Consider the following 23927-nt stretch of genomic DNA (forward strand, 5'->3'; position numbering starts at 1 on the left):
GCTGCTTTCTTCTACAATTACCCCTCTTTTCGTCCAAATATTGTCAATCAGCTCTTTCTTGCTTAGCAACTTATCCGGTTGACAAAGGAAGTACTTCATTAATTCAACTTCATTTGTTCCTAACCGATAAACATTATTTGTTTCTAAATCTTTTACCGTTGCTTTTTGAAGATCAACTTCGAAAGAGCGATTTATGTGTACCATGATAGTCCTCTAAACACTGGATTGCTATTAATACAATTATCAACTATAAATTCATTGCAATTGCATTTATAGTTGGGTTCATCTAAGCCCCGACTTTCCATGGTATTTACCTACAACGCTGCTAATTCTCTTTTATATGCTTAATTGTCATCAAATGGATGAAGGTGTAATGAGACAATCAAAATATCCATTCTATTTACACATAAATGACGCATTCGTGCTTAGTGCCATAAGTTAAACTCTTTTCTTTATCCTATGACTAAGAGTCAGTATAACAATGAGTTCAGTTTACAATTTACTCACCAAACCTTCGCATACTAATTACCTAACTTTATAAACTTAACTTAATTAACTTTAAATAGGCTTTAGTCATTTTTTTAATTTTTTATACAAGCTCTAATTTACTAAGTCGAATGGCCTGAACAACGAATATATGGTTATAAGTGAGTTTGAGACTAATCGATGGCACGGAAAAATTACTTCTTACTCTTTCTGTTGATACTAAAGCACCCCTTTCTTTTCCATCACGATTAAGCCACCACTAAAAAGTGCATACACAATTCACTTTTTGGATATTTATGTCACTCAGAGGTCTCCTTACTATTCTCGCTACAAATCGACTTAGGATTAACTCCGATTGTCGATATCAATAAAAACTGTTCTTAATGCCATTTGAGGCACCTTGAGCAGCGACTCATTATGAATACACCCAAGGAAAAGCAATGAATACTAGTGCGGTTAGTCCTGCATCCAACTCTTACTCAGTAGCGACAACACTTTTGGCCGGTTTGCCACTTTTTACCCTGCTGCCACTCGGGCAAGACTTTTTCTTACCCGGCGTGTATAGCATTGGTACATACTTTGGCAACCAGAATGTGGGTAGCTTAGCTATCACGGTGTATATGATCTGTTGGGGTATTGGCCAAGTTATTTGGGGCGGCATCGTAGACTCAATTGGCAAAAAAACATCGGCGATCATAGGTCTACTTTTGTTTGCGGCCGGATCTTACTTAGCGGCGATATCCGTTCCGGGTGAAGATGCACAGTTTCTTACTGGGCGAGCCATTCAAAGTTTAGGCGGTGCGGGCTGCTTTACGGCGATATTCGCCATCGTACGATCTCGATTTGAAGGGAGCCAGCTTAACCGAGGTTACAGTTATCTTTATGGCGTAATGGGGTTTGTTCCCGTTGCCTCACCCGTAGTGGGCGGTTTGCTATTACAGAGTAACCAATGGCAGTTTTTGTTTGAGATTATGACGTGGCTTGGATTTATCAGTGTCGTGTGGGTTGCCTTCTCATTGCCAAATGAAAAACGTCGATCATCCGTCAGCATTCAGCAAAACAAACCGTCAGCTTTGCGAGCATATGCTGTGGTGTTAAAAGATCGCGTTTTTGTTACGTACTTAACGATTGCTGTGCTCGCACAAACACTGTTTCTTTACTACCTGAGTTACGGCCCTGCTTACTTAATCGGACAACTCGGTATGGACGAACTTGGTTTTGGTCAGCAGTTCACCATCGTTGCGACGGCCTTCTTATTGATGAGCTTTCTAGCTCCACAAATCATAGATCGCTTCCCTACTCGCACTTTACTCAACGCGGCGCTACTACTCATGACACTCGCTTCAGGCCTAATGTACCTATTGGCTGATGCAGACGCTTGGTATGCAGTCACTGTACCGATGATCGTTATGACGATAGGCTTAACACTCGTGATGACAAGTTGCCCAGGTCGCGCTTTAGAGAGCCTTAAAGAGCAAGCGGGTGTAGCAAGTGGGCTTTATTCAGCGGCGCAGTTTGGTATGTCGGCAGCAATTGCGGGGGCACTGTTTACTCTATTTGATAGCTCAGATCTTCACGTGGTAGCCATTGCATCCTTTGGCTGCCTTGTCATTCCTTGGCTATTGTTCTTCTTCAGTAACACCCTCAAGCAACACGCCAAATAGTTTTGACTGTTAAACGAATAAACGGCCCACTTATTGGGCCGTTTCTATTTATCTCAATCTCAGTCTTTCAGTTAACTGCTTTTTCTTGTGCTAAGTTATTTTTTTGTATTGCTTTCAATGACCTGATCGCGCACTTCACCGATGGTTTGCCATATCTGCTCGACGAGTTCTGGGTTCTGCTGCGTAAATCGATGACTAAAGATCAAGTAATAATCTTTGGTCGAGATTGGCGGCTCTATGCGTTCAATGTTAGTGAGCTGATTCTCTTCAATAAAGCTGGTAGCAATATTGCTTTGGATAGCGACGGCAGCGAGTCGGCGCTTTCTTAACATCTCAAATAACTTTTCCGTTGTCTCTACTTCCAGCGTAGCGATCTTGTTGGCTTGGAGTATCTTCACAATAGAGAAACCTCGATGTGCCCCTACCAACATTTGATTTACCGCTTCTAGCCTAGTGCCATCCCAATTCACTGGTTGTTGCTTGAGTTTATAGAGGAAGTAATCCAAGGTTGCGATACGTAATGCACTATCGGCTTGGTTTTCTTTTAACGGATAGTCTGCGTATTTTGCTCGTTCTTGGTTATACGAAAAGATGAATCCGCCATCGACATCATTGGCTCGGATATGATGAAGGACGCGCTTACCAGGAAGGCGGACGTATTCGATCTTGATATGGAGCTGACTAGCTGCTTGTTCAATCACATCAATAGAAAGGCCAGGAGGTCTAGCGACGGAAGTGCCATTACCCATTTGGAAAGGAAAAGACTCAATATCTGAATAGGCCAGTTTAATCGTCTTGATGGGAGATGAGAGCGAGCCGTTTGAAAAGAGCAGTATGACCAATATTAAGAGTATATTGCGCATCCGACCTTCCCTCGTTTCGACTCACCTATGTACGACAGTATAGAGTCTTTTTGTCCCATTATTGCAACATGATAGCGCTAAAACTTACATCAAACTGTGGGCTAGACGACTTCTTGAGCAATAGCTCAACGTAAAGCTAAGCCTAATGCTAGATGCAAAAACACCCAGTGTAATTAATCGGTTGCCAAGCTGTCTTCATTCAGCACATCAATTTCGCTCGATGAAAACGACGCTTTCAATCTCTGGGTGATGACCGGAAGGTCACTGCGATAGAAGGATACGGTATAACCGTCTACACGAGGTGGCAAAGAGTGGATAAGTTGAGTCAGCGCATTTTTTGTCAGCTCAGGCACTTCACTATCAGCATTCAAGGTCGGGAATACGTCGAACTCAATCACTTTAAACAAATCAGAGATGAGTTGCTCATAGTGAGCGACATTTTCAACAGTCATCGCTTGATAAACAAAATAGTAGTTGGCGACTCGATAAAGCGCATCTCCCTCTGTTTGGGTTAGGCATCCAGAGTCCACCAGCGGCTTAATATCACTCTTAAAGCGTTTCTTTAGTTTCTCAACACGGGCAACCAGAGATTTCTTAGTGCTTTGCTGCTGTGTTTTTTTCTTGTTGTCGTGATAGAAGTAGAAAGTAATCAGGGCGAACATTGCAAGCAGCAATGTGATGATAAGGAAGAATGGCATAGCTAACTGTTCAAAGAATGGATATCGTTATTAAAGTTGAGAAAATTATATAAAATCATCCTCCTACGATCAAAAAACTCTTCACACATAATGTTACTTGATGTTAGCACCATCACGAATTGTTACACCGCAACGACAGATTGATAGTAATACTTAATAATTCGATAGACTAACCCTTTTACCTAGTATGCAAAAAGGTATATACCTAGTCTTAACTAATCCAAAATGTGAAAGCCTCATGACGCTCAAAGAAATCCTGCAAATCCGTAATGTTCGCTGCTTTCTAATGTTTCGCAGTAGTTACTTTGCGCGCTTTTACTACCCAGTATTCACTTTGCTTTACTTAGACTACGGACTGACCTTATCGCAGTTTGCCATGCTCAACGTAGTTTGGGCCGCGACGATCGTAATCTCAGAGGTCCCTTCTGGCGCTTTCGCTGACACGTTAGGCCGTAAAAAGTTGGTCGTCCTCTCATCATTGATGATGTTTATTGAGATCGCCATGATCGCCTTAGTCCCAACCAGCAACACTCACCTCGTCTTTATTGTGTTCTTGGTCAATCGAGTTTTGAGCGGGCTTGCAATGTCTTTAGCAAGTGGCGCTGATGAAGCCCTCGCCTACGACACCTTGAAAGAGCAAGGCAAAGAAGAGATATGGCCTCAAGTTCTACAAATCCAACTGCGTATCTCTTCAACTGTGGGGATATTCGTCACCCTAATTGGCGCCGCAATGTATGACGTAAACTTTATGGCTAGCGTTTACGCTTTTCTCGGCCTCAATACGCCAGAGACCACTCAGGACATCATGCGGGTTCCTGTTTATGCCACTTTGTTTGTCGCCCTATTTGCCATCTATGCAGCGTTTAGTATGGACGAAGAAACCAAACAGTTACCGACACACAAAAACAAAGTTGCCACCACAATAGCTAGCCTTAAGCTTACGTTAAACACAGCAAAGTGGGTTGTTTCCACCCCCTATGTACTGTTTATTTTGCTTTACTATAGCTTGTTTGAGCATACCTCCAGAATGTTCCTAACTATGAACAGCCAGTACTACCGCGCCATCGACATACCGATAATCTACTTTGGTTTAATTGGCGCCGGGATCAGTGTGTTGCAGATCTTATTAGCAGGTCAAAGTCGAAGACTGGCAGAGAGCATCGAACCAAAATTATTTCTCGCGATCATGGGGGTCGCTTCAATGGCAACTTACTACTGGATCAGTCTTGGTTGGGCAATTTATGGGGTAATCCCGGCCTTGGTACTGATATTCATCATCATGACCATGAACATTTTCATCAGTTACCATTTAAACAAGAAGACCGAATCTCATAACAGAGCAACCGTGTTGAGCTTTAAGGGGCTGATGTTCAACTTAGGCTACGGCTCGATTGGTATGCTCTATGCCTACTACTACAAGCTTTTATCGCAAAACTACACGGAACAACAAATCGAAGACAATATTGCTTTCTTAGACTCGTTGTCCTCCTTTTTCTACTATTTTACGTTTTTGTTCTTGCTCATTAGCGCGTTTTTCTATGTCAAACACAGAAAGGAAGCGATTTTTTAGTCGCGAGAACAAGCACCAATAATAGGCTAAAAGTGGCGTTGTTTATTGACTGCTCATGCTGGGCTTAAAACGGATCTGACCAACATCTAAGGAGAAAGGACCAGCCGTTTTGTCTGCAATCAAAAAACCGACTCTTGATATATCTGACGCTGCCAACCGTGGGGCGTCATCTATCAATCTGCCTCGGTAGACAGCTTGGAAGTCTTTTAAGCTAAACTCTAGGTTTTGAAGCTGGCCGTCTCTAGTTGAGAATTCATGCTTGTAATTGATTTGGACCCCGTTCTTCCTTGTAGAGAATCTAAGTTGATAGCGTCTTCCATCACCGACAACGATTATCGCAACCGTCTCGATATCTGAACTGAGTGACTCAATAGAACGATTTATCGAGCTAAAACCGCCGTTATTCGCGAGTGATAACTCCCCTTCAAAGCGGCTTATAGGTTTCGCATAAATCAACTGCCCGTTAGATACACCACCCATGACGTTATCGTTGGTCGCTTGCCACTGTTGGTACTCATTCGGCTGTGTCATATCAATCATGTAATCCTCCATAGCCAGAGCAGCACCTGCATTAAAAAGTAACGTGATCAGGAATAAGAAAATAAGGCTTAAACGTGTTGAGTATTGAACTGAAATCATGACCGACGCTTTGGCACCTAAACTGCGGTTCATTGCACTGGTTTGCTTGCCGTAAGCACAAGACAACGCTTAAGAAACTCGGAGTAATTAGCTTGATTGTCATACTCAATTTTTAGCGAGCCATGAAACATCAAGGTAACCGTTACGTCTTCATAGCCGAGCCAACAGGTATAGCCATCAAAATCGTGCCACGCGTCCAAGCCATTGAGATGGTACTTATGCTCGAATTTTTCTCCGCTAGAACAAACGCTATCAAACGCACGCAGAAATTGCTTGATTGTTAGCCTACTTTCCATTTGTCATTCCACCGTAAAACAATCACTTGTGAGTTCTTTAGTGTTTACGATTTAGGGAGCATAGCCGATCACTTGCTGCGGTCAGCGGCTAAAAAAGCGTGCTGAAGAGATTTCAGTTACGCCAAGCAATGAGTTTAACGACTCAAAGCTTCACCAAGTGGCTTGAAATAGGCGATCAATGCATTGTAAATGGCGGTTCGATGAGCCATATCAGGATAAACGGGCGCCATATCCGGTGCCGTCGTACCAGAAACCAAATAAGGGTTGCGAATGCTTGGACAAGACTCGATAGCGGCCTCAAATGCTCTCGCCATCATTTCTGTTGGCAAAGAGAAATAGCTTTTACCAATGATTTTATCTGCACTGACACTACGCGCGACATAATCGTGCTTATCGGAACTGTCCTCCGTAAGCAAAGTCGTATCGAAAATACTCAACAAGCGTTCATTAAGCGGATGTACCAGCGGCGTTTTGTCCATTAACCAGCAATCACTGGCGAACATGGTTTTGCGTATAGAAGAAGCCCTCACATCAAACGCCTTATCAGCGATGTAATGGTCAAACGCGTGCCAAAACTCATGAGCTAAAGCTCCGGCTCCAGCATTCTTTGCCAACGCAAGCTCCCTTTGATGCGGCGCATAATGCGCTTGAACACCTTTGCGTCCACCGCTACCAAAAGCAAGATTGAGGTTCCCACGCAAGCCCATCGCTTCCGGCGGTAGAGCAAGCATGAAAGCTAAGTCAGCAAAGGAGTCGAAAATCAAATTGGCCGCGAGATCTTTTTCTTCTCGAGTTACCCAGTTTCCGATACGGATATTGCCCATACCAAAGGTCTGCTGGATGTCTTGAAAAGAAACCTGTTCACCGTGGCGATAGTCTGGCCCTTTGCGTGTTTTGTGCTTAAAACTGGTTAACTTCAATTCTTACCTAATCGCTTATAGACAGTCATTAAGGAGATGACGAGCGATTATAACCAAATGAAAGAAGCTTCAGGAAGCTATTGGTGGGTGTGCTGGTGAAATAATCAAGGCCCTATGAGTTAAGGGCCTGATAGCTAAGCCGCTTTAACACTCGTGATATTAGAAGCGCTGGTTTGCTTTTTGATGATAGACAATCGACGTACCAATGCAAAGATAAACAATGCGCTTTGAATCAGTACTATGGTGGGTGCTGGCGCGCTGTCTAAGTTAAAGCTGAGATAAACACCTGCCAACATAGTAGCTAGGTTGATCACACACGCCAGCCATAGCATGGTTGAGAATCGTCTCACCAATAGAAACGCAATAGCACCAGGAGCAATCAGCAAGCTTATCGCCAGAACTAAACCAATAGCACTTAGCGTTGCAACTATGGTCAGAGAAAGAAATGTCAGAAGTGCATAGTGCAACAGCGTGACGTTCAAACCGCTCACTCGCGCTTGCACTTCATCAAACGAGTGAAGGAGAAAGTCTTTCCAGAAAACTACAATACCTGTCACGACAACCAATGAAATCACAGCCGCTGTTAGGATCTCTTGAGAGTCAACGCCTAGCATGTTGCCAAACAGGATGTGATCCAAATGCGCATGAGTATCCAACGCAACATACAATACTATCCCAGCGGCAAACATTCCTGAGAATACAACGCCCATTACGGTATCTTGTTTGACTCTTGAGTTCGCAGAGAAGAACCCCGTTAAAAAGCTGCAAAGCATTCCAGCGGCAAAGGCCCCCAGCAGCAAAGGTAATCCTGTCACGTAGGCAAGAACGATCCCCGGCAGTACCGCGTGACTGACCGCATCCCCCATCAACGCCCAACCTTTCATCACTAAAAAGCAAGAGAGTAGCGCCGTTGGTAACGCGATAACCAAGCAGATAATGAAGGCATTTTGCATAAAAGGAAATTGGAACGGCAACAATAGGTCCATCATGAAAAATCCTCTGCAGTGGATGCTTTGTTTTGATCAAAATTGACGAGCTGACGATGTTCGTTGAGTGCTTTCTTAGCACGTTGCTTAGCCGCAAAATAACCATGTTTGGGGGCGAAGAAAAACGCCACAATAAAAATCAGAGTTTGCAGACAGATAATGATGCCGCCCGTCGCTCCGTCTAAGAAAAAGCTTATATACGCACCTACAAAGCTGGTCGTACTACCAATCAGCACCGACACCATAATGAGTCTTGGAAAACGATCGCACAATAGGTAAGCCGTTGCGCCCGGTGTGACGACCATTGCGATCACAAGCAGAGCTCCCACAGTTTGCATCGCGGCAACAACCGATGCCGACAATAAAGTGAAGAATATGGCTCGAAGCAGAGGAGGATTTAAACCAATCGAACGCGCATGGCTCTCGTCAAAGAAGGTCACCATCAGATCTTTCCACTTAGCGATTAACACCACTAACGTGATACAGCCAATCAAAACCAGTTGCAACGTATCCTCTGGCGTAATCGCAAGTATGTTGCCCATTGTGATGGTTTGAACACTGATTGATATCGGATTAACGGAGATTAGGAACAACCCGAGTGCAAAGAACGAGGTAAACACCAAGCCGATAATGACGTCTATTTTTAAACCCGAGCGTTCAGATAAGAACAGCATGCTGGCTGCGGCGATGCCGCCCGAAATAAAAGCGCCAAACGCAAACGGCAAACCTATCATATACGCAAGCGCGACACCGGGAACCACTGCATGGCCAAGCGCATCACCAATTAATGACCAGCCTTTGAGCATCAAGTAAGAAGAGAGAAACGCGCAAACTCCCCCAACCAGCGCTGACACCCACATCGCACTGTTCATGTAGCCATAACTGAAGGGCTGGAGCAAAAAATCAACCATGATCGGACTCCCTCTCAGTCGGAGTCACGGCCTTACCTCCATATTGAACAAACGGACGCTCATCATCAGTTAGGATGATCAACTCCCGCGAGTCTTCATCATGGTGTAAGGTGTCGCCACCGAGCGTTAAGTGTCTTAGTACACCGCCAAAGACGCGCTGAAGATTCTGTTGGGTATAGGTGGTTTCTATAGGGCCAGAGGCAAGTACCGTTTTATTGACCATGATTGTGCGGTCGCAGAATTCAGGTACCGAGCCTAAGTTATGGGTCGACACCAGCATCACGTGGCCTTCTTCGCGCAATGATTTTAAAAGGTCCATGATTTGTTGTTCCGTCTGTACATCTACCCCAGTGAAAGGTTCATCAAGTAGAATGACTTTGGCTTGTTGAGCGAGCGCTCTGGCGAGAAACACGCGTTTCTTTTGCCCACCGGAGAGTTCACCAATCTGCCGCTTACGAAACTCCAACATGTTGACCCGCTCTAACGCTTGATCAACGGCAGCAAAATCCGCTTGTTTAGGCTTTCTTAACCACCCCATATGACCATAACGCCCCATCATGACCACTTCTTCAACCAGTACAGGGAAACTCCAATCTATCTCTTCTGATTGCGGAACATAAGAGACCAGGTTGGTTTTGAGCGCTTTCTTAACGCTTAAGCCCATGATGGTGATTTCACCTTGAGACATAGGTACAAAGCCCATAATCGCTTTGAAAAGGGTCGACTTGCCTGCTCCATTTACGCCAACGAGGGCTGTCACAGAGCCTGGAGGAACGGAGAAATTCGCGTCATGCAGCGCCGTGTACCCATTACGATACGTAACGGTCACATCTTTGGCTGAAATACCTAACTGATCATCGTTCATTACAGGTGCTTAGCTCCAAAAAATCTGATTGAGGATTGAGACCTAAAGCGGCCCTTGCGAGGCGCCAGTTTCGCGTCTTAATTAACAGAGTTAAGACCTTTCGCGACCGTTTCAGACGTCACCGTCAGTAGATCAAGGTAGGTCGGTACTGGACCATTGGCCGTAGAGAGAGAGTCGACAAACAACTCGCCACCGTATTGTGCGCCCGTTTCTCTTGCAACTTGTTTGGCGGGAGATGTATTGACCGTAGACTCACAGAACACAACCGGAATCTGGTTCTTTTTCACCCCATCAATCACCGAGCGAACCTGCTGAGGTGTGCCCACTTGGTCAGCGTTCATTGGCCATAAGTACAACTCTTTTAGGCCAAAATCTTTAGCTAGATAGCTAAACGCACCTTCACAAGTCACTAACCAGCGTTCCGAATCAGGAATACTAGCGATCTGCTCTTTTAGCGGTTCAATCGTCGCGCGTAGTTTAGCCTTGTACTTGGCTGCATTTTTAACGTAAGTCGCGGCGTTGTCAGGATCGTGCTCAGCAAACGCCTCAACAATATTGTCGATATAGATAAGCGCATTATCTAAACCCATCCAAGCATGAGGGTTGGGCTTACCTTGATAAGATCCTGAAGCAATTGGAATGGGATTGATCCCTTTGGTTAGCGTAACCGCAGGCACCTCTTTCAAATTAGACAAGAACTGCTCAAACCATAGCTCTAAGTTCATACCATTCCAAAGGATCAGATCGGCATCAGACGCACGGACAATATCTTGAGGCGTCGGCTCGTAGCCATGGATTTCGGCACCAGGCTTGGTAACTGAGACAACTTCAGCAGCATCACCAGCCACATTCGCAGCCATATCGGCAAGTACAGTAAAGGTCGTGACCACTTTCATTTTGTCTTCATCAGCGCTCGCGAAAGGTGAAATGGCCAATAATAAAGCGGAAGCAGCGGCAGCGAATTTGAACTTGGTCATATCTGGCTCCTTGATAATTAAAAAATACTTTCATACATCAAGAGGCCACAATTAACACACCCTCTTGAGATTAATTCTCATTTGCAAATACGTTAATGCAAACAATTCTCATTTACAACATTTAAATAGCGAAAACTAGATGATTTATGGCGATTGAACAAAAAGTAACAAGCGAAGACCATGCTGGTGTTATTGAAGAGTTGGAAGAAACACTGAGATCTGGTGGTGTAAGAATCACACAACAGCGAATGGCCATTCTGGCAGCACTTGCGGCGTCAGACGACCACCCTACTGTCGAAACCTTACATAGGCGAGCTAACAAGCTTAATGCCAATGTCTCTTTGGCTACCGTTTATAGAACAGTCACGGTTCTGGTTGAGCGTGGTGCAATCATTCGCAACGAGTTTGACGGCTCTAAGTCCAGCTATGAACTGGCGAATAAGCCTCACCACGATCACCTTATCGATGTCGATACAGGTGAAGTCATAGAGTTCTGCTCTGAGGAAATAGAAGCGATTCAGGAAGCCATCGCGAAACAACTGGGCTACGAAATCGTCGCGCATCGTCTTGAGCTGTATGTCAGAAAACATGGTCAGAGTTAGTCTACTGTTTGAGCACTCTGTCGAGGTTTGAACTGCAGTAACTCTATGGGAGTAAATTAATGGAAGTAACTCTATGCTAATTAAACAATCGGCCTGTTGTACTTTATTACTCTTGTTGTTAGATTGAGCGAATGATATTCAATTTAATGCCTACATCAAACTTCTTCTGGTGGCGCTCTTTTTAGAGCGGCGCTGAATCTTTGCATTCTTTAGCTGCTGGAAGGTAGCTAAGACTGTTCATTTGTTTTGTATCTCCAGTGGCGAATTACCTTAAAACGGAGATAAATAATGAACAAAACAATCGACAACAGTACGCAACCCATCATCTTAACGGGCGACCGAGCAACGGGGCCGCTGCATCTAGGTCATTATGTTGGCTCTCTGGCACAGCGAGTGGCGCTACAAGATACTCATGATCAAACCATACTTGTCGCCGATATGCAGGGCCTAACCGACAATGCGCACACACCAGAAAAAGTCTCGTCTAATATTCTCAATGTGGTTGCCGATTACCTGGCTGTAGGGATCTCAGTGGAAAAAACGACCATTTGTCTCCAGTCACAGTTGCCCGCGCTTGCTGAGCTCACCATGTATTACAGTAATCTGGTCACAATCAGCCGTTTAGAGCGCAACCCAACAGTCAAAAACGAGATACAGAGTAAAGGCTTTGAACGCTCGATTCCTGCAGGCTTTCTCACTTATCCAATATCGCAAGCCGCTGATATTACTGGCTTCAACGCGAGTTTAGTCCCTGTCGGGGACGACCAGCTTCCCATGCTTGAGCAAACCAATGAGATCGTGCGTAAAATCAATACGCTTGCAGGGCACAATGTGCTGACAGAGTGCCGTCCACTATTGAGTCAATCTCCTCGATTACCCAGTACCGATGGCAAAAATAAAATGTCCAAATCGATGGGTAATGCAATCAACCTTGGCGCAACACCCGATGAGATTTCAGCGGCCGTAAAATCTATGTACACCGACCCCAACCACTTGCGAGTACAAGATCCGGGGAACGTTGAAGGTAATGTGGTCTTTACTTATCTCGATGCATTCCACCCAGACAGACACTACGTTGAGCAATTAAAGGGCCACTATCGTGCTGGCGGCTTGGGCGATGGTAAAACCAAGCAAATTCTCGAAGAATGCTTACAAGAGTTACTCCGACCGATTAGAGAGAAACGCGCGCAATTTCTGAATGATAAAGCACAATTATTGCGCATACTGGCAGAAGGTAACGAGATTTCAAGACAAAAAACAGGGAAAGTTTTGCACGATGTTAAGCAAGTCTTTGGACTGAACTTATTCTGAACTGTTGACTTAAAATGGGTAGCTTCCGGCTAGGCGGCTTGTTCCACCTAGAAGCTGCCCATTTGCCAAAAGCCAGGCCAATGTGTGACTTCAACAACCATCATTATGAATTTTCCTCATGTTGAGATTGAAAGATTAGAAATGTTTTTCAATCGGTAATCCAAGTATAAAAAATACATCGCCTTCAACTTCTCATGTGACTGGTACCGATTGCTCACTCAATCAGTCTTGCATGACAAGTGCGCTAGAAACACAAAAAAACTAATGCGACGCGTTTAAAGGTGCATACCGCTTTCATCTAAGGAAATAGGATACCGACCATCATGACGACAGATTTTACTTATGCTGTAAAAAGCATCAGCTTTGATGAGCACTATCAGCCATCAGACAACACACGCATCACAACGAACTTTGCCAACCTTGCGCGTGGTGACAGCCGCCAAGAAAATTTGCGTAATGCACTTAAGATGATCGACAACAGTTTCAACGCCCTTGCGCATTGGGATAATCCAAACGGCGACCGCTACGCCATCGAGCTAGAAATTGTATCCGTTGATATTAATCTGGAACAAAACACTGAGACCTTCCCGACCATTGAGATCTTAAAAACCAACATTCTCGATCGTAAAACCAATAAGCGAATTGAAGGCATCGTGGGCAATAATTTCTCATCATACGTTCGCGACTACGACTTTAGCGTGCTGCTGTTAGACCACAACAAAGATCAGTCTTCTTTTAGTGTGCCTGATAATTTTGGCGATCTGCACGGTAAAATTTTCCAGCACTTTGTTAACTCACCAGCTTATAAGCAGAGTTTTGCTAAACCACCGGTTATCTGCTTGAGTGTTTCAGACAACAAGACTTATTTCCGAACTGAAAATCACCACCCGGTACTTGGCTATGAGTACCAACCCAATGAATCTTCACTGACTGAGAAGTACTTCCAGAAAATGGGCCTAGAGGTTCGCTATTTTATGCCGCCAAACAGTGTCGCCCCATTGGCGTTTTACTTCTTCGGTGATCTGCTCAATGACTACAGTAGCTTAGAGTTAATCAGCACAATCAGTACCATGGAGACATTCCAAAAGATCTACCGTCCAGAAATCTACAACGCAAATGCAGTTGCAGGTCACTGCTATAAACCTAACTTGAAGAATCAGGATCACTCTCTCACTCAAATCGTTTATGACCGTAAAGAGCGTAGCCACCTCGCCGTCGAACAAGGCAAATTTGCTGAAGAGCACTTTATTAAGCCTTATCAGAACATTCTTGAGCAATGGTCAGCGAACTACGTCCAATAAATCCTTCAACAGGCGGCATAAAGATTATGAAAAAACTATTACCAACATCAACCTCTGGCAGCTTACCTAAACCTTCTTGGCTTGCGCAACCTGAGACACTTTGGTCACCTTGGAAGCTTGAAGGTGACGAACTGGTACACGGCAAACAAGATGCTCTGCGTTTATCTTTGCAAGAACAGCAACACGCTGGCATCGATATTGTCAGTGATGGCGAGCAGTCGCGCCAACACTTTGTTACCACCTTTATTGAACATCTCGATGGTGTAGATTTTGAAAAGCGTCAAACGGTTAAAATACGAGATCGTTACGACGCCAGCGTTCCAACCGTGGTTGGCCCGGTAAGTCGTCAGAAACCGGTATTTGTCGAAGATGCCAAGTTCCTGCGTGAGCAAACCGATCAACCGATCAAATGGGCACTGCCAGGCCCCATGACCATGATCGACACGTTATTCGATGACCATTACAAAAGTCGCGAAAAGCTGGCTTGGGAGTTTGCCAAGATACTTAACCAAGAGGCAAAAGAACTTGAGGCAGCAGGCGTTGATATCATCCAGTTTGATGAGCCTGCATTTAACGTCTTTTTTGATGAGGTGAATGACTGGGGCATTGCCGCTCTAGAGCGCGCAATAGAAGGTCTGAAGTGTGAAACGGCTGTCCATATCTGTTACGGCTATGGAATCAAAGCCAACACCGACTGGAAGAAAACGCTGGGCTCTGAATGGCGACAATACGAAGAAGTATTTCCAAAACTGCAGCAGTCGAACATTGATATCATCTCGCTTGAGTGCCACAACTCTCGCGTGCCCATTGAACTGCTAGAACTTATCCGAGGTAAAAAAGTGATGGTGGGTGCGATCGATGTCGCCACCGATGAGATAGAAACGCCAGAAGAAGTCGCTGATACCTTGCGACAAGCTCTTCAATTTGTCGATGCAGACAAGCTGTATCCTTGTACAAACTGCGGTATGGCACCGCTCTCACGGGACGTTTCAAACGCGAAACTGAAAGCCTTACGCGCTGGCGCAGACATTGTTCGCAAAGAATTGACCGTTTAAATTCAGTACAAGCCAATTAGGGTGGCCACAATTGATCACCCTACTTTTCTCCTTATTACCCCACCTTATTTTAAAAATCCTCAGCTACTTAGCTGAAAACTGAGCGGTAAATCTGAGTATGTGACCTATCGATGCAGTACCGTTAAAACACAAACAAATGCGTCTCTAACGCACTCATATATCAGAGAAAAACTGTGACAAAACAGTTCTCAATTAACGCATAAACAATGTATTGCAGGATGGCTTATGCTCTCAACGAAAGAAATGAACTACTGTTCTCAATGTGACGCGAAAACCACTCATATCGTCGTATTAGTCCGTGATGAACCTAAAGCGAGCAAGCTGAGAGATTTTGTCGGCGGATTTATTAAAAGTGCGTCGGTTGGGGCATTCGAGGCGTCGATGGATGACTTTTCTAGACACAGTATTTGTGAGCAATGCGGTAAGAAAACCATCAACGATAACTTAACTTAAACGAATAGCCTCAGACACTGTCTGAGGCTATTTTCACTTATCTCCGTCTATGGCGTGACGCAGCTTTGTGCTTGTTCCGCTTTCGCCAAGCCCTGCTCTATTAGAGATTCAGCTTGCGCACTACCAATCGACTCTAAGAAGCCATTTAATAGCTTTTCCGCTGACGACGTAGACGTTGCATCAACCAAACACTGATAGGCATTAGCAAACTTGTCCGTTGCCTGTGAGATCGCTAACGGATCCGTATAATCGAGGCTGATTATCTCTTCTAACGAAGCGGTAAATTCTTGCGCGCTTTGCTTGGCATCGCCGAACTGTTCTAAGTTCAACTGCTCTAGGTTTAGCGACTCCACTTGAGACTGCACGCTATCGACAGCATCATTTGCCGCTTGCTGTGCTTGATCGATCATCTTGTTGGCGTCTTCACATCCAACCAGCACAAGTGCCACTGTCATTAATATCACGGATCGTTTCATGGCCAATATCTCCTTCATCTAAGATGAACTCTGTGCTCATCACACAACCGTATTAAGCATTGCGGAAACGGTTGTTTAACTTGGATAGTAGCACTGATTTGACCGCCAAGATGATAGAGAAAATGGCTTGTTACAATCTCACGATGCGCAGAAACAATTTTTCAAACAAAACGCTAGATATCGTTGTCTGAAATGGAATGGTCAAAGCGACCATGCTTTAAAAAATGTATCGCTTGTCGAGCAACCTGCTCATCGTATCGCATACTCGAATGACCAACATTGACACTGATGAAGTCACTCATATTGGAAAGCTTCGTTGACTCAACAGACACTAATCCATCATTTGGTCCATTAAACACAGTATCCGTTAATCGGGTCGCTTTTGTTCCGGCAATGATGCCAATGTTAGCATCGAGAGCCTCAATCTGATTACCTAGGGTCTTGTCACCCGTCGCCAGCGCCTGACTGATCTCGCCTCCGATGCTCATTAGCCAGGTTCCATTGTAGTGGTCTGCGACCTCACTGCCTTTATTGGGAGTGCCAATCAATACCACTTCTCCCATTTGTTCGCTGTCGATCATATCGGGATGATGCTGCAAGTAAGAGCGGATGACTAAGCCACCTAGAGAGTGACCGATGAAATGGACTTTTGGCGCAGAAGAGACACAAGCATCAATTTGGTTAGTCGTCACATTCAATACATCAGACACGCTTTGGCCGATGGTTTTATAATCTAATGTGCAAACTAAATACCCTGCTCCTTCTAATCGCCGAGTCATGCGCCACATCGCCACATCGCTGCGCCCTAAGCCATGAGCCAGAACAACCACTTGGTCATTGGCTTCAAACTGAGTGCTTTCTTTGACTGAGCCGGTGCACCCTACCAATACTAAGGAAATAAACACTAACAAAGTGGAAGTAAGCTTGTTCATTCGCACGTGTTCCTAGGAATTAAATTACACCGATTAGTGTAATTTAATTCAACACGGCCATTAAGTAAACCGATCAGTTTACTTAATAGGAGAAACGGCATGAACTGCTCTAAGTTTTCCGATACGACAAAAAAAGCCAGTACCGATTGGCACTGGCTGTATGAGAATTCAGTAGATGATGTTAGCGGAAGGCCATCGCGCCTTTACCAACACCTTCATAGGCAATTATTTGTAGAGATTCGCCACCAGCAAGGGTCGGCTTAACCTGATCAGCGATGTAGCCTGCTAAAAGCTCAACCGTTGTATCTGTCGGTAGAATTTCCGTATCTTCTTTTGGTATCGCGAGTTGGAACTCCCCTTGAGGAGCGGTATAGCGAAAGCCGTAATGGCTCTGATCTGAGATAGATTGTGCCAGCTCGCTTAGCTCTAATTCTCCGACCATGACTTTATCTTCTTGAGAACCAAGGTAGATATCTTGCCATCGTTTGGCAAACGCGGCTTCTTTGTCGCTATCACGTTTACCATCGACCACGATTTCGATCGGAGAACGGTGGCCGTGAGCAATGCGCTGGCAATTACCGTCGTGTTTCTTTAATCCGTGCGTGTAGTGATAAAAGGCACCAGCGATGTGTTCATTACGTAGCGTAATCTCGATACCCGTCACATTGCTTGGTAAGTTATCCCGTAAGATGTCGTACACATGCTGAGTAACACTTTCAAGTGTAATTTCTTCAGCATCGATCAGGCAGTAAGCTTCATCAGGACACTGTAAATGAATGCTCTTAGCACCGCGCTGCACATCGAGGGTGGCGTAACCAGGCTTGGTACTTTGATAAGAAATAGCGTCACTTTTCATTGGCACCAGTAAGCGATGATCAACATGTTCGTCAACAAGGTGTTTAATTTGCTTTTTCACCCTGCCGAAATCCAGCACCATGCTCATTTCATTGAGCTCGCCAGACATGGTTACATCTAAAATCCAACTATCTCCCACGACCCCTCTGCGCTCACAAATGAAGGAAGAATCGATAACGGTAAGATCTCTTACAAATAGGTTCAAGTTGAACTCCTTACTACTTTAATGAGATACGGGAGGCTGATTAAGTTTCAGCAGGCACTTCGTCTCATCGATTAGGTTGAATGAAAATGGAGGGGAAGGATGTTACAACGACTTAGCAAAGTCCACCTTTTTCGCGCCAATCTTATGAGAAAAGAACAAACTCTATCCAATTCACTCAATAATTGCGCCAAAACGCGCGTTTCCCCATGTTAGCTAAATGGTTACTCTTAACGTGTTTTCTGCCTGGCGATATTACCATCGCGTCGTTTACCAATGACTAAGTCTAGCTGATGTTTTCACTCTCTATTTTCCTTTACGAGTATCGGCATCGAATAGTTGTAAATAAATTTATGAGTGGGTATGTTCATATCAGGGTAAAAATAAGGAGAAAAATCAATGAAGTACCCAGCAGCATTAACCAGAGGCAGTACTATAGCAATCACTGCGTTTTCTTCAGGCATCGCACTTGAGCACAAAGCAAGGTTCGACACCATTAAACAGCATCTCGAATCTCAAGGGTTTCGCGTAGTCGTGGGTGATTGCCTTTTTGGTCAGCAAAAACACGTCAGCGCCCCCATCGAAAAACGCCTTGAAGAGTTAATGTCATTTTTACTCGACGACACCATTGACGCCATCTACCCGCCTTGGGGTGGTGAGGTTGCAATGGAGTTACTGCCTTTGATTGATTTTTCACGCCTAGAGACAGCCAAACCCAAATGGATATTGGGCTTTTCAGACGTCAGCACACTGACTGCTGTGTTTGCCAGTAAGCTCCGCTGGGCAACCGCGCACTGCTCCAACTTGATGGATCTGGTACCCGCAGCCAGAGATGAGCTCACGGCTAACACGCTGACCCATCTTGCAACGCCTATGGGAGAGCACTTTGTTCAGCTCGCATCACCACTCTACGCCAGCCAATGGCCAGATATTGTCAACACGCCAGAAAGCGGCTTAACACTAGATACACCTAATGAGTGGAAGTGGCTAGTTAAACCGACATCGAGTGACTACATCGAAGGACGTTTGATTGGCGGCTGTTGGGACACCCTATTCCACCTTTTCGACACGGAATATCTCGATATTAGCGCTTTATCCAAGGATTACCCCGAGGGTATTTTACTATTCCTCGAAAACGCTGAGATGTCTCCGACTGATATCGTTAGAGCGGTATTGAACATGAAATTTAGGGGCATATTCAATCACATTAATGGGGTACTGCTTGGCAGAAACTCATCCCCAGATCCTGAAGATGAACACGCGCTTACCTACCTGGAGGCAATCACGTCCAGCTTTGCAAACACCGGGGTTCCAATCATGATGGATTTGGACATCGGACACCTTCCACCCAACCTAACATTGGTCAATGGCGCATTGGCTAAAGTTGAACTTGGCGAGCGAGGGAAGATAACCCAGCGACTGGTTTAAGTAATCACCATTCCTCTATGGTTTAACGTATAAGGCGAAGCTAAATTGCTTCGCCTTCCCGTATCCCAACTCAAATAACGTTGGATTGGGTAAATTTCAATACAGCAGAATCAATCCTTGGTAACCACCAATCTGAACTTGATCGACGTACTCTCCGATATTGCCATTTTCATCCACTGGGCGCATGGCTGGGTCAAGAGGTATAGTCACTTTTTCAGAATGATAAAAGTCGCTGCTCTTGCCGAAAAAATCCGTTCGATAAAGTACCTTCCCCTTAGTGAAGTCTCGCGCCAATACCATGGTTTCTGGGCCTTGTGGGACGATCTCACGCTCACTCTGAACCAAGAAGTAAGTATAAGTTGGTCGCACATTAACGGTTCCGTTCGGCAAATCAGGGTGCATGACGGAAAGCGAAGACGAATCCCCCACTAGGGTATAGTCTGCGGGATAGGGTGTACTGGTAGAGAGCATTAACGGGATGGCATCATAGCCTGCTGGGATTGAATTTTTCGGCTCGCCAATATCAATATTCAACAATCTACTAGGTTGATAGGCGATGTTTTTTGCAACCCCACTTTGCCAGAAGTTATCACTGGTCGTGTTGTCACTGCCATAGATATAACCGCTGTTCCATTGAGAAAAATAGCTACGATCTGGGTGATGGTTCAAGTAGTACACCGCTAAAGTAGAGTATTGGTCTTGTTTCCAGTTTTGTTCGTCATTACCCAGATATTCAACACGGCCGTAACGTGTTGTGGCTTGATAAATAACCTTATGGCCGCCTTGCGCTAGTACAGCATTATCCCAAAATTTCGCCAGCCCAGCGTAGCCGCTAAGACCCATTGATGGTACTAAGTAGTGTTCGCGAAGATACAATGACGCCGAACCAAACAACGAGGTTTGGCCATTACGGCCCAGCATATTCGCCGTTCCAATATTGACGCTAATCAGAGCATCACTGTTGCTACTGGCGAGCCCTTTAAGGAAGTCTGCGAAATGTTGCTGATACAAGCGGTTGGCATCTGTACTACCAACCACAGCACCCAACTCCAGCACCTTTCCGCCACTATGTACATGAAACTGATTGGCTCCGATAAGCTTGTTAGTATCATCGTTATAAGCCCCTTTTAACCCTTGTTCAGACCATGTTTGATGATAGTAATCTTGCATCAAAGTAAGTAACTGAGGGCTTGCCAGATTGGTCAGTGCCCAAGATGAGGATTGGTTCCACATACGACCGAATGGAATGACGCGAGATTCCCAACGAAATCGCGCAGTGGCGTTTTTATTGCTGCGGCTTTTGTACTCCTGCCAAGACAAGTAGTTGTCGTTATTGAGGTCTGCTTGTTTATCAAACCCCCTCACCTTTCTCCATTTTTGGATCGTTAATCCTTCGCTTGTCGTAGTATCAGCACCGGTAAGTTTAACCTCGGGAAAACTGTTTTTGAGCTTCACTTCTTTAAGACGCGGGCGCAGCTCCATGGTTTCATTTTCTTTCGGTTGCCAAATAATACGCACGGCAAATAATCGCCCGCCATCACGTAACAACCTAGAGCCGAAGTATTGCCCCCCACCGTAACTCGCTCCCGAGCCATCATGTGTGGTGGCTCTTTTCCAATCTCTGGGCATATGCCAAACGATCGATTGGTTTTTGGTCATATTTAAGGTGCGGTCTTTTTTTATCGCGAGTGTTTTCCATTCAGTCACAAACCCCGAAGTATCTATCATCGCCGGGTATTCAATGCGAAACGTACCGCCTTGAGCAAACTGAGAGAAACTGAGCTTTAGCCGATCAAACTGCTCGGAATGATAGACGTAGAGCGCACCACCACGGTCACTATTTTCAAACACATCCGCGTCCCAAGGGGGTGCTTGATATAACCAAAAGCCGGCATGCATTTCATCGGCGGTGTAACCCACAATCATTGGTTCTCGGTTGATGATCGTTTTGTCACCGTGAGTCGGCTCAACTTCAGCGAGGATCGTATCTTCAGCAAAATGGAGAAAGAGATCTTCATAGTCGATACCTTGCTGTTCAGCACTATCGCGAATATCACTCTCAAGTTGCCCAGAATTCATTTCTAGCTTTTGGTTGTACATGTAGCCGATTGCGCTTGTCCGCTCATTGTCCTCTCTGTTTGGGTAAGAGCCAAACACCAAGTCACTGTTAGCCAATTCCCAATCAATCACGTCTTGCGGAGAAAGCAACGCACCATCAAGGTCGATACTTTGTTGATGTTGGCCGGGCAACACAATCGCCGCCCCAGCGGAAGGAAAGCTCTTTGCAGCAAGATAATGAGAAAACGAAATCGAGATAATGAATACAACCAGCAGCTTCATCAACGGCCTCACCTAACAAATACTAGCAATCAATTTGCGAGTCAAAATACGAACAAAGTATTGGTGAGGAAAGGGGGTTGTTCAAGAAACACAAGTACATTATCAGCCAAAGGATATTGAGGGTTTAGCAAGAAACGATGTGAGTTCAGGAGGTTAACAAAGATCTTTTTCTCAATTCGCAACTGAAATGCAAATTGAGAAAAAGGTGATTTAAATGCAGTTAATTGCGTACTGTCAAATTGCGAAAGCTAATCGTTGAATGACAAGCCTAGTGAAGCGAGTTGCTCCGCTTTGTTTCTTATGTTGCGCGTTAACCCCGCTACACCATCAACTTCTTTTAAATTACATTGCGAAGTATCACGAATAATCGAAACGTTTTTGCTAATCTCCTGTGCAACGACAGATTGCTGCTCGGTCGCCGTCGAGATTTGTTCACTCGCGTCTTCGATCTGCTGCATAGCTTGAGTCAGAGCACCAATTTTTTCACGCGTGTTAGAGGTGAGTTCCACACACACCTTAGCGGCTTGCTGCCCATCAGCCATCGACACCGACAACTGCTCAATCGAGCCCATGACTTCGTCCATGGAGCTCTGAATACTCTCGGTCACTTTTTGAGTACGTTGACTTAACGCCCTTACCTCATCAGCCACCACAGAAAAACCTCGCCCATAATCTCCGGCGCGCGCTGATTCAATCGCCGCATTAAGTGCGAGTAAATTCGTCTGCTCAGCAATGCCATTGATCTCTTGCATTAAGTTAGCAATATTTTTGAGCGTATGGGATAGAACCTCGGTCGACTCAAACGATACGTCCACTTTATCAACCAGAGACGATACTTTAGATTGAGTAGCATCAATGAGCTCATTAGCTTGGACGCAGCTTTTGTTTACCGAAAGCACTTGCGTCATCGTCTCGGAAGAGTTCCTTGCTACTTCTTCAATCGTTGCGACCATCTGCTCTATCGCGGTAACAACATTATGAATTTCTTCCGTTTCTTTCTCTAAGTTGTTGTGGGCGCTACCAGATGCATCTTCTAAAGAAGAGGCCTGTGCCAATAAAGAGTTACTACTATCTTGAGTGCGACCTAAAATGGTTCGTACCCGACCTTCTTGCATCTTCAAATGATACTCTGCGTAATTACTACTATCGTTACAGAAAACCAAGCGAGAAATGCTGTCATAGGTTTGTCGAAGCTCATCGTAGAATTTCTGCCGAACAAAGAGCTCGTGATAGAAGACGGCCACTGTAGCCAAAGGTATCGCTAGCGTCGCAAATGGTGACAGATAAATACCCGCAGCAACGGCACCCAGAGACATAACAAACAACAACTGGATTCTCGTTTTCGTCGTCATGTGCAAAGACTTAGTTAGGCGCTTGCCTTTATCGGCAACAGAATAGAGTTTAATTGCACGACTTTTTATTTCCGGAGACAACCTACGACGCACAGACTGATAACCAACAAGATTGTCGCTTTCAAAAATCGGGGTGACAAAAGCGTCTACCCAGTAGTAACGCCCATCTTTGCAGCGGTTTTTAACCGCTCCACGCCATGCTTGCCCCTGATTCAAATGTTCCCACAGATCTTTAAATGCCGCTTTAGGCATATCTGGATGACGGATAACATTGTGGTTTTTGTTGATAAGCTCTTCTCGGGTAAAGCCTGACGTTTCGCAAAACTCGTCATTAACATAGGTAATCACCCCACGTTTATCGGTTGTCGAAACCAGTTCTACGTTTTCATCAAAGTCGACTTCTTCATCGATTAAATGTTTGTTGTGCCTAGCCATAACTTACTGACCTGTTCTATTGATATACTTATTATTCAACCTAGCGCATAATCAGTGTAGTTTGCTCAATTCATTCACAGGAGTGATGGACAGCCCACTTTTAACAAATAAATCAATTTGGTACTTTTGGTTTAGAGTTTAGTGTAATTAAAGAGCTAGCCTTTCAACTATTCAATAAGTCGGCACGAGAACCAATCGAATCAGATCATCAAATTTGCTTACTTTGTACTCTATGGTCTTGTCGAAGAATTTGTTCGAGATAATGAGAATCCGTTAACGTAAAAATGGC

At 44.9% G+C, this 23927-nt stretch carries 22 protein-coding genes and 1 pseudogene; 8 read left to right on the forward strand and 15 right to left on the reverse strand.

What is annotated here, in order from left to right; all coding sequences use genetic code 11:
• Positions 1-204, reverse strand: a pseudogene (locus RH45_RS23690) (winged helix-turn-helix domain-containing protein); the annotation flags it as partial.
• Positions 205-926: 722 nt separating this feature from the next.
• Here RH45_RS23690 and RH45_RS21735 point away from each other — a divergent pair.
• On the forward strand, positions 927-2150 hold the full coding sequence (locus RH45_RS21735; RefSeq protein ID WP_008081534.1) for an MFS transporter: 1224 nt from the start codon (positions 927-929) through the stop codon (positions 2148-2150).
• A 95-nt stretch (positions 2151-2245) separates the two neighbouring features.
• Here RH45_RS21735 and RH45_RS22730 read toward each other — a convergent pair whose 3' ends face one another.
• Together RH45_RS22730 and RH45_RS21750 are read right to left on the reverse strand one after the other, a co-directional pair.
• Entirely contained in the window at positions 2246-3013 is a 768-nt protein-coding gene (locus tag RH45_RS22730; RefSeq protein ID WP_008081535.1) for a substrate-binding periplasmic protein, read from the reverse strand.
• Between the two features lie 173 nt (positions 3014-3186).
• Entirely contained in the window at positions 3187-3711 is a 525-nt protein-coding gene (locus tag RH45_RS21750; RefSeq protein ID WP_008081537.1) for a hypothetical protein, read from the reverse strand.
• Between the two features lie 238 nt (positions 3712-3949).
• Between RH45_RS21750 and RH45_RS21755 the strand changes: the two genes are divergently transcribed.
• Positions 3950-5281 carry an MFS transporter gene (locus tag RH45_RS21755; RefSeq protein WP_008081539.1) on the forward strand — a complete coding sequence of 444 codons (1332 nt, stop codon included), beginning with the start codon at positions 3950-3952 and terminating at the stop codon, positions 5279-5281.
• A 42-nt stretch (positions 5282-5323) separates the two neighbouring features.
• Here RH45_RS21755 and RH45_RS21760 read toward each other — a convergent pair whose 3' ends face one another.
• From RH45_RS21760 to RH45_RS21790, 7 genes are all read right to left on the reverse strand, one after another.
• On the reverse strand, positions 5324-5953 hold the full coding sequence (locus RH45_RS21760) for a CIA30 family protein (RefSeq protein WP_008081540.1): 630 nt from the start codon (positions 5951-5953) through the stop codon (positions 5324-5326).
• Positions 5950-6216, reverse strand: a complete 267-nt coding sequence (locus RH45_RS21765) for a DUF3081 domain-containing protein (protein WP_008081543.1) — start codon at positions 6214-6216, stop codon at positions 5950-5952. The genes RH45_RS21760 and RH45_RS21765 overlap by 4 nt, the downstream gene beginning before the upstream one ends.
• 134 nt (positions 6217-6350) lie before the next feature.
• Positions 6351-7136 carry a CLCA_X family protein gene (locus tag RH45_RS21770; protein WP_008081545.1) on the reverse strand — a complete coding sequence of 262 codons (786 nt, stop codon included), beginning with the start codon at positions 7134-7136 and terminating at the stop codon, positions 6351-6353.
• A 134-nt stretch (positions 7137-7270) separates the two neighbouring features.
• Positions 7271-8125 carry a metal ABC transporter permease gene (locus RH45_RS21775; protein ID WP_277422228.1) on the reverse strand — a complete coding sequence of 285 codons (855 nt, stop codon included), beginning with the start codon at positions 8123-8125 and terminating at the stop codon, positions 7271-7273.
• Positions 8122-9033 carry a metal ABC transporter permease gene (locus RH45_RS21780; RefSeq protein ID WP_008081550.1) on the reverse strand — a complete coding sequence of 304 codons (912 nt, stop codon included), beginning with the start codon at positions 9031-9033 and terminating at the stop codon, positions 8122-8124. The genes RH45_RS21775 and RH45_RS21780 overlap by 4 nt, the downstream gene beginning before the upstream one ends.
• Positions 9026-9898 carry a manganese/iron ABC transporter ATP-binding protein gene (locus RH45_RS21785; protein ID WP_008081552.1) on the reverse strand — a complete coding sequence of 291 codons (873 nt, stop codon included), beginning with the start codon at positions 9896-9898 and terminating at the stop codon, positions 9026-9028. Before RH45_RS21785 ends, RH45_RS21780 begins: the two co-directional genes overlap by 8 nt.
• A 77-nt stretch (positions 9899-9975) precedes the next feature.
• Complete coding sequence (locus tag RH45_RS21790; RefSeq protein ID WP_008081553.1) at positions 9976-10875, reverse strand: metal ABC transporter substrate-binding protein; 900 nt, start codon at positions 10873-10875, stop codon at positions 9976-9978.
• A 146-nt stretch (positions 10876-11021) separates the two neighbouring features.
• Between RH45_RS21790 and RH45_RS21795 the strand changes: the two genes are divergently transcribed.
• From RH45_RS21795 to RH45_RS21815, 5 genes are all read left to right on the forward strand, one after another.
• Positions 11022-11477, forward strand: a complete 456-nt coding sequence (locus RH45_RS21795; protein WP_008081556.1) for a Fur family transcriptional regulator — start codon at positions 11022-11024, stop codon at positions 11475-11477.
• A 288-nt stretch (positions 11478-11765) separates the two neighbouring features.
• Complete coding sequence (gene trpS / locus RH45_RS21800) at positions 11766-12788, forward strand: tryptophan--tRNA ligase (protein ID WP_008081557.1); 1023 nt, start codon at positions 11766-11768, stop codon at positions 12786-12788.
• 323 nt (positions 12789-13111) lie between these two features.
• Positions 13112-14089: a DUF1852 domain-containing protein gene (locus tag RH45_RS21805; protein WP_008081559.1), complete on the forward strand. Its 978-nt coding sequence runs from the start codon at positions 13112-13114 to the stop codon at positions 14087-14089.
• Positions 14090-14115: 26 nt separating this feature from the next.
• The gene (locus RH45_RS21810; RefSeq protein WP_008081560.1) at positions 14116-15144 is read left to right on the forward strand and encodes a methionine synthase; all 1029 of its coding nucleotides are present in this window, start codon (positions 14116-14118) and stop codon (positions 15142-15144) included.
• 246 nt (positions 15145-15390) lie between these two features.
• Positions 15391-15618 carry a hypothetical protein gene (locus RH45_RS21815; RefSeq protein WP_008081561.1) on the forward strand — a complete coding sequence of 76 codons (228 nt, stop codon included), beginning with the start codon at positions 15391-15393 and terminating at the stop codon, positions 15616-15618.
• Positions 15619-15665: 47 nt separating this feature from the next.
• Here the strand turns inward: RH45_RS21815 and RH45_RS21820 are convergent, their stop codons facing one another.
• From RH45_RS21820 to RH45_RS21830, 3 genes are all read right to left on the reverse strand, one after another.
• Positions 15666-16094 (reverse strand): hypothetical protein, encoded by a 429-nt coding sequence (locus RH45_RS21820; protein ID WP_008081562.1) that lies wholly within the window; start codon positions 16092-16094, stop codon positions 15666-15668.
• Between the two features lie 173 nt (positions 16095-16267).
• Positions 16268-17026, reverse strand: a complete 759-nt coding sequence (locus tag RH45_RS21825; protein WP_008081563.1) for an alpha/beta fold hydrolase — start codon at positions 17024-17026, stop codon at positions 16268-16270.
• A gap of 181 nt (positions 17027-17207) precedes the next feature.
• Complete coding sequence (locus tag RH45_RS21830; protein WP_008081564.1) at positions 17208-18086, reverse strand: 6-pyruvoyl trahydropterin synthase family protein; 879 nt, start codon at positions 18084-18086, stop codon at positions 17208-17210.
• 396 nt (positions 18087-18482) lie between these two features.
• Between RH45_RS21830 and RH45_RS21835 the strand changes: the two genes are divergently transcribed.
• Positions 18483-19511: a S66 family peptidase gene (locus RH45_RS21835; protein WP_008081565.1), complete on the forward strand. Its 1029-nt coding sequence runs from the start codon at positions 18483-18485 to the stop codon at positions 19509-19511.
• A gap of 96 nt (positions 19512-19607) precedes the next feature.
• Here the strand turns inward: RH45_RS21835 and RH45_RS21840 are convergent, their stop codons facing one another.
• Positions 19608-21851 (reverse strand): hypothetical protein, encoded by a 2244-nt coding sequence (locus RH45_RS21840; protein WP_008081566.1) that lies wholly within the window; start codon positions 21849-21851, stop codon positions 19608-19610.
• 248 nt (positions 21852-22099) lie between these two features.
• Positions 22100-23638: a methyl-accepting chemotaxis protein gene (locus RH45_RS21845; RefSeq protein WP_008081567.1), complete on the reverse strand. Its 1539-nt coding sequence runs from the start codon at positions 23636-23638 to the stop codon at positions 22100-22102.
• Positions 23639-23927: the final 289 nt, after the last annotated feature.

The organism is Vibrio sinaloensis DSM 21326 (assembly GCF_000189275.1).
Classification (GTDB): Bacteria; Pseudomonadota; Gammaproteobacteria; order Enterobacterales; family Vibrionaceae; genus Vibrio; species Vibrio sinaloensis.

Coding starts and splice junctions, on each gene's coding strand:
- RH45_RS21750 (WP_008081537.1), bottom strand. CDS start 3,711: ATGCCATTCTTCCTTATCATCACATTGCTGCTTGCAATGTTCGCCCTG.
- RH45_RS21805 (WP_008081559.1), top strand. CDS start 13,112: ATGACGACAGATTTTACTTATGCTGTAAAAAGCATCAGCTTTGATGAG.
- RH45_RS22730 (WP_008081535.1), bottom strand. CDS start 3,013: ATGCGCAATATACTCTTAATATTGGTCATACTGCTCTTTTCAAACGGC.
- RH45_RS21825 (WP_008081563.1), bottom strand. CDS start 17,026: ATGAACAAGCTTACTTCCACTTTGTTAGTGTTTATTTCCTTAGTATTG.
- RH45_RS21815 (WP_008081561.1), top strand. CDS start 15,391: ATGCTCTCAACGAAAGAAATGAACTACTGTTCTCAATGTGACGCGAAA.
- RH45_RS21780 (WP_008081550.1), bottom strand. CDS start 9,033: ATGGTTGATTTTTTGCTCCAGCCCTTCAGTTATGGCTACATGAACAGT.
- RH45_RS21760 (WP_008081540.1), bottom strand. CDS start 5,953: ATGAACCGCAGTTTAGGTGCCAAAGCGTCGGTCATGATTTCAGTTCAA.
- RH45_RS21785 (WP_008081552.1), bottom strand. CDS start 9,898: ATGAACGATGATCAGTTAGGTATTTCAGCCAAAGATGTGACCGTTACG.
- RH45_RS21775 (WP_277422228.1), bottom strand. CDS start 8,125: ATGATGGACCTATTGTTGCCGTTCCAATTTCCTTTTATGCAAAATGCC.
- trpS (WP_008081557.1), top strand. CDS start 11,766: ATGAACAAAACAATCGACAACAGTACGCAACCCATCATCTTAACGGGC.
- RH45_RS21735 (WP_008081534.1), top strand. CDS start 927: ATGAATACTAGTGCGGTTAGTCCTGCATCCAACTCTTACTCAGTAGCG.
- RH45_RS21845 (WP_008081567.1), bottom strand. CDS start 23,638: ATGGCTAGGCACAACAAACATTTAATCGATGAAGAAGTCGACTTTGAT.
- RH45_RS21810 (WP_008081560.1), top strand. CDS start 14,116: ATGAAAAAACTATTACCAACATCAACCTCTGGCAGCTTACCTAAACCT.
- RH45_RS21765 (WP_008081543.1), bottom strand. CDS start 6,216: ATGGAAAGTAGGCTAACAATCAAGCAATTTCTGCGTGCGTTTGATAGC.
- RH45_RS21790 (WP_008081553.1), bottom strand. CDS start 10,875: ATGACCAAGTTCAAATTCGCTGCCGCTGCTTCCGCTTTATTATTGGCC.
- RH45_RS21835 (WP_008081565.1), top strand. CDS start 18,483: ATGAAGTACCCAGCAGCATTAACCAGAGGCAGTACTATAGCAATCACT.
- RH45_RS21820 (WP_008081562.1), bottom strand. CDS start 16,094: ATGAAACGATCCGTGATATTAATGACAGTGGCACTTGTGCTGGTTGGA.
- RH45_RS21840 (WP_008081566.1), bottom strand. CDS start 21,851: ATGAAGCTGCTGGTTGTATTCATTATCTCGATTTCGTTTTCTCATTAT.
- RH45_RS21795 (WP_008081556.1), top strand. CDS start 11,022: ATGGCGATTGAACAAAAAGTAACAAGCGAAGACCATGCTGGTGTTATT.
- RH45_RS21755 (WP_008081539.1), top strand. CDS start 3,950: ATGACGCTCAAAGAAATCCTGCAAATCCGTAATGTTCGCTGCTTTCTA.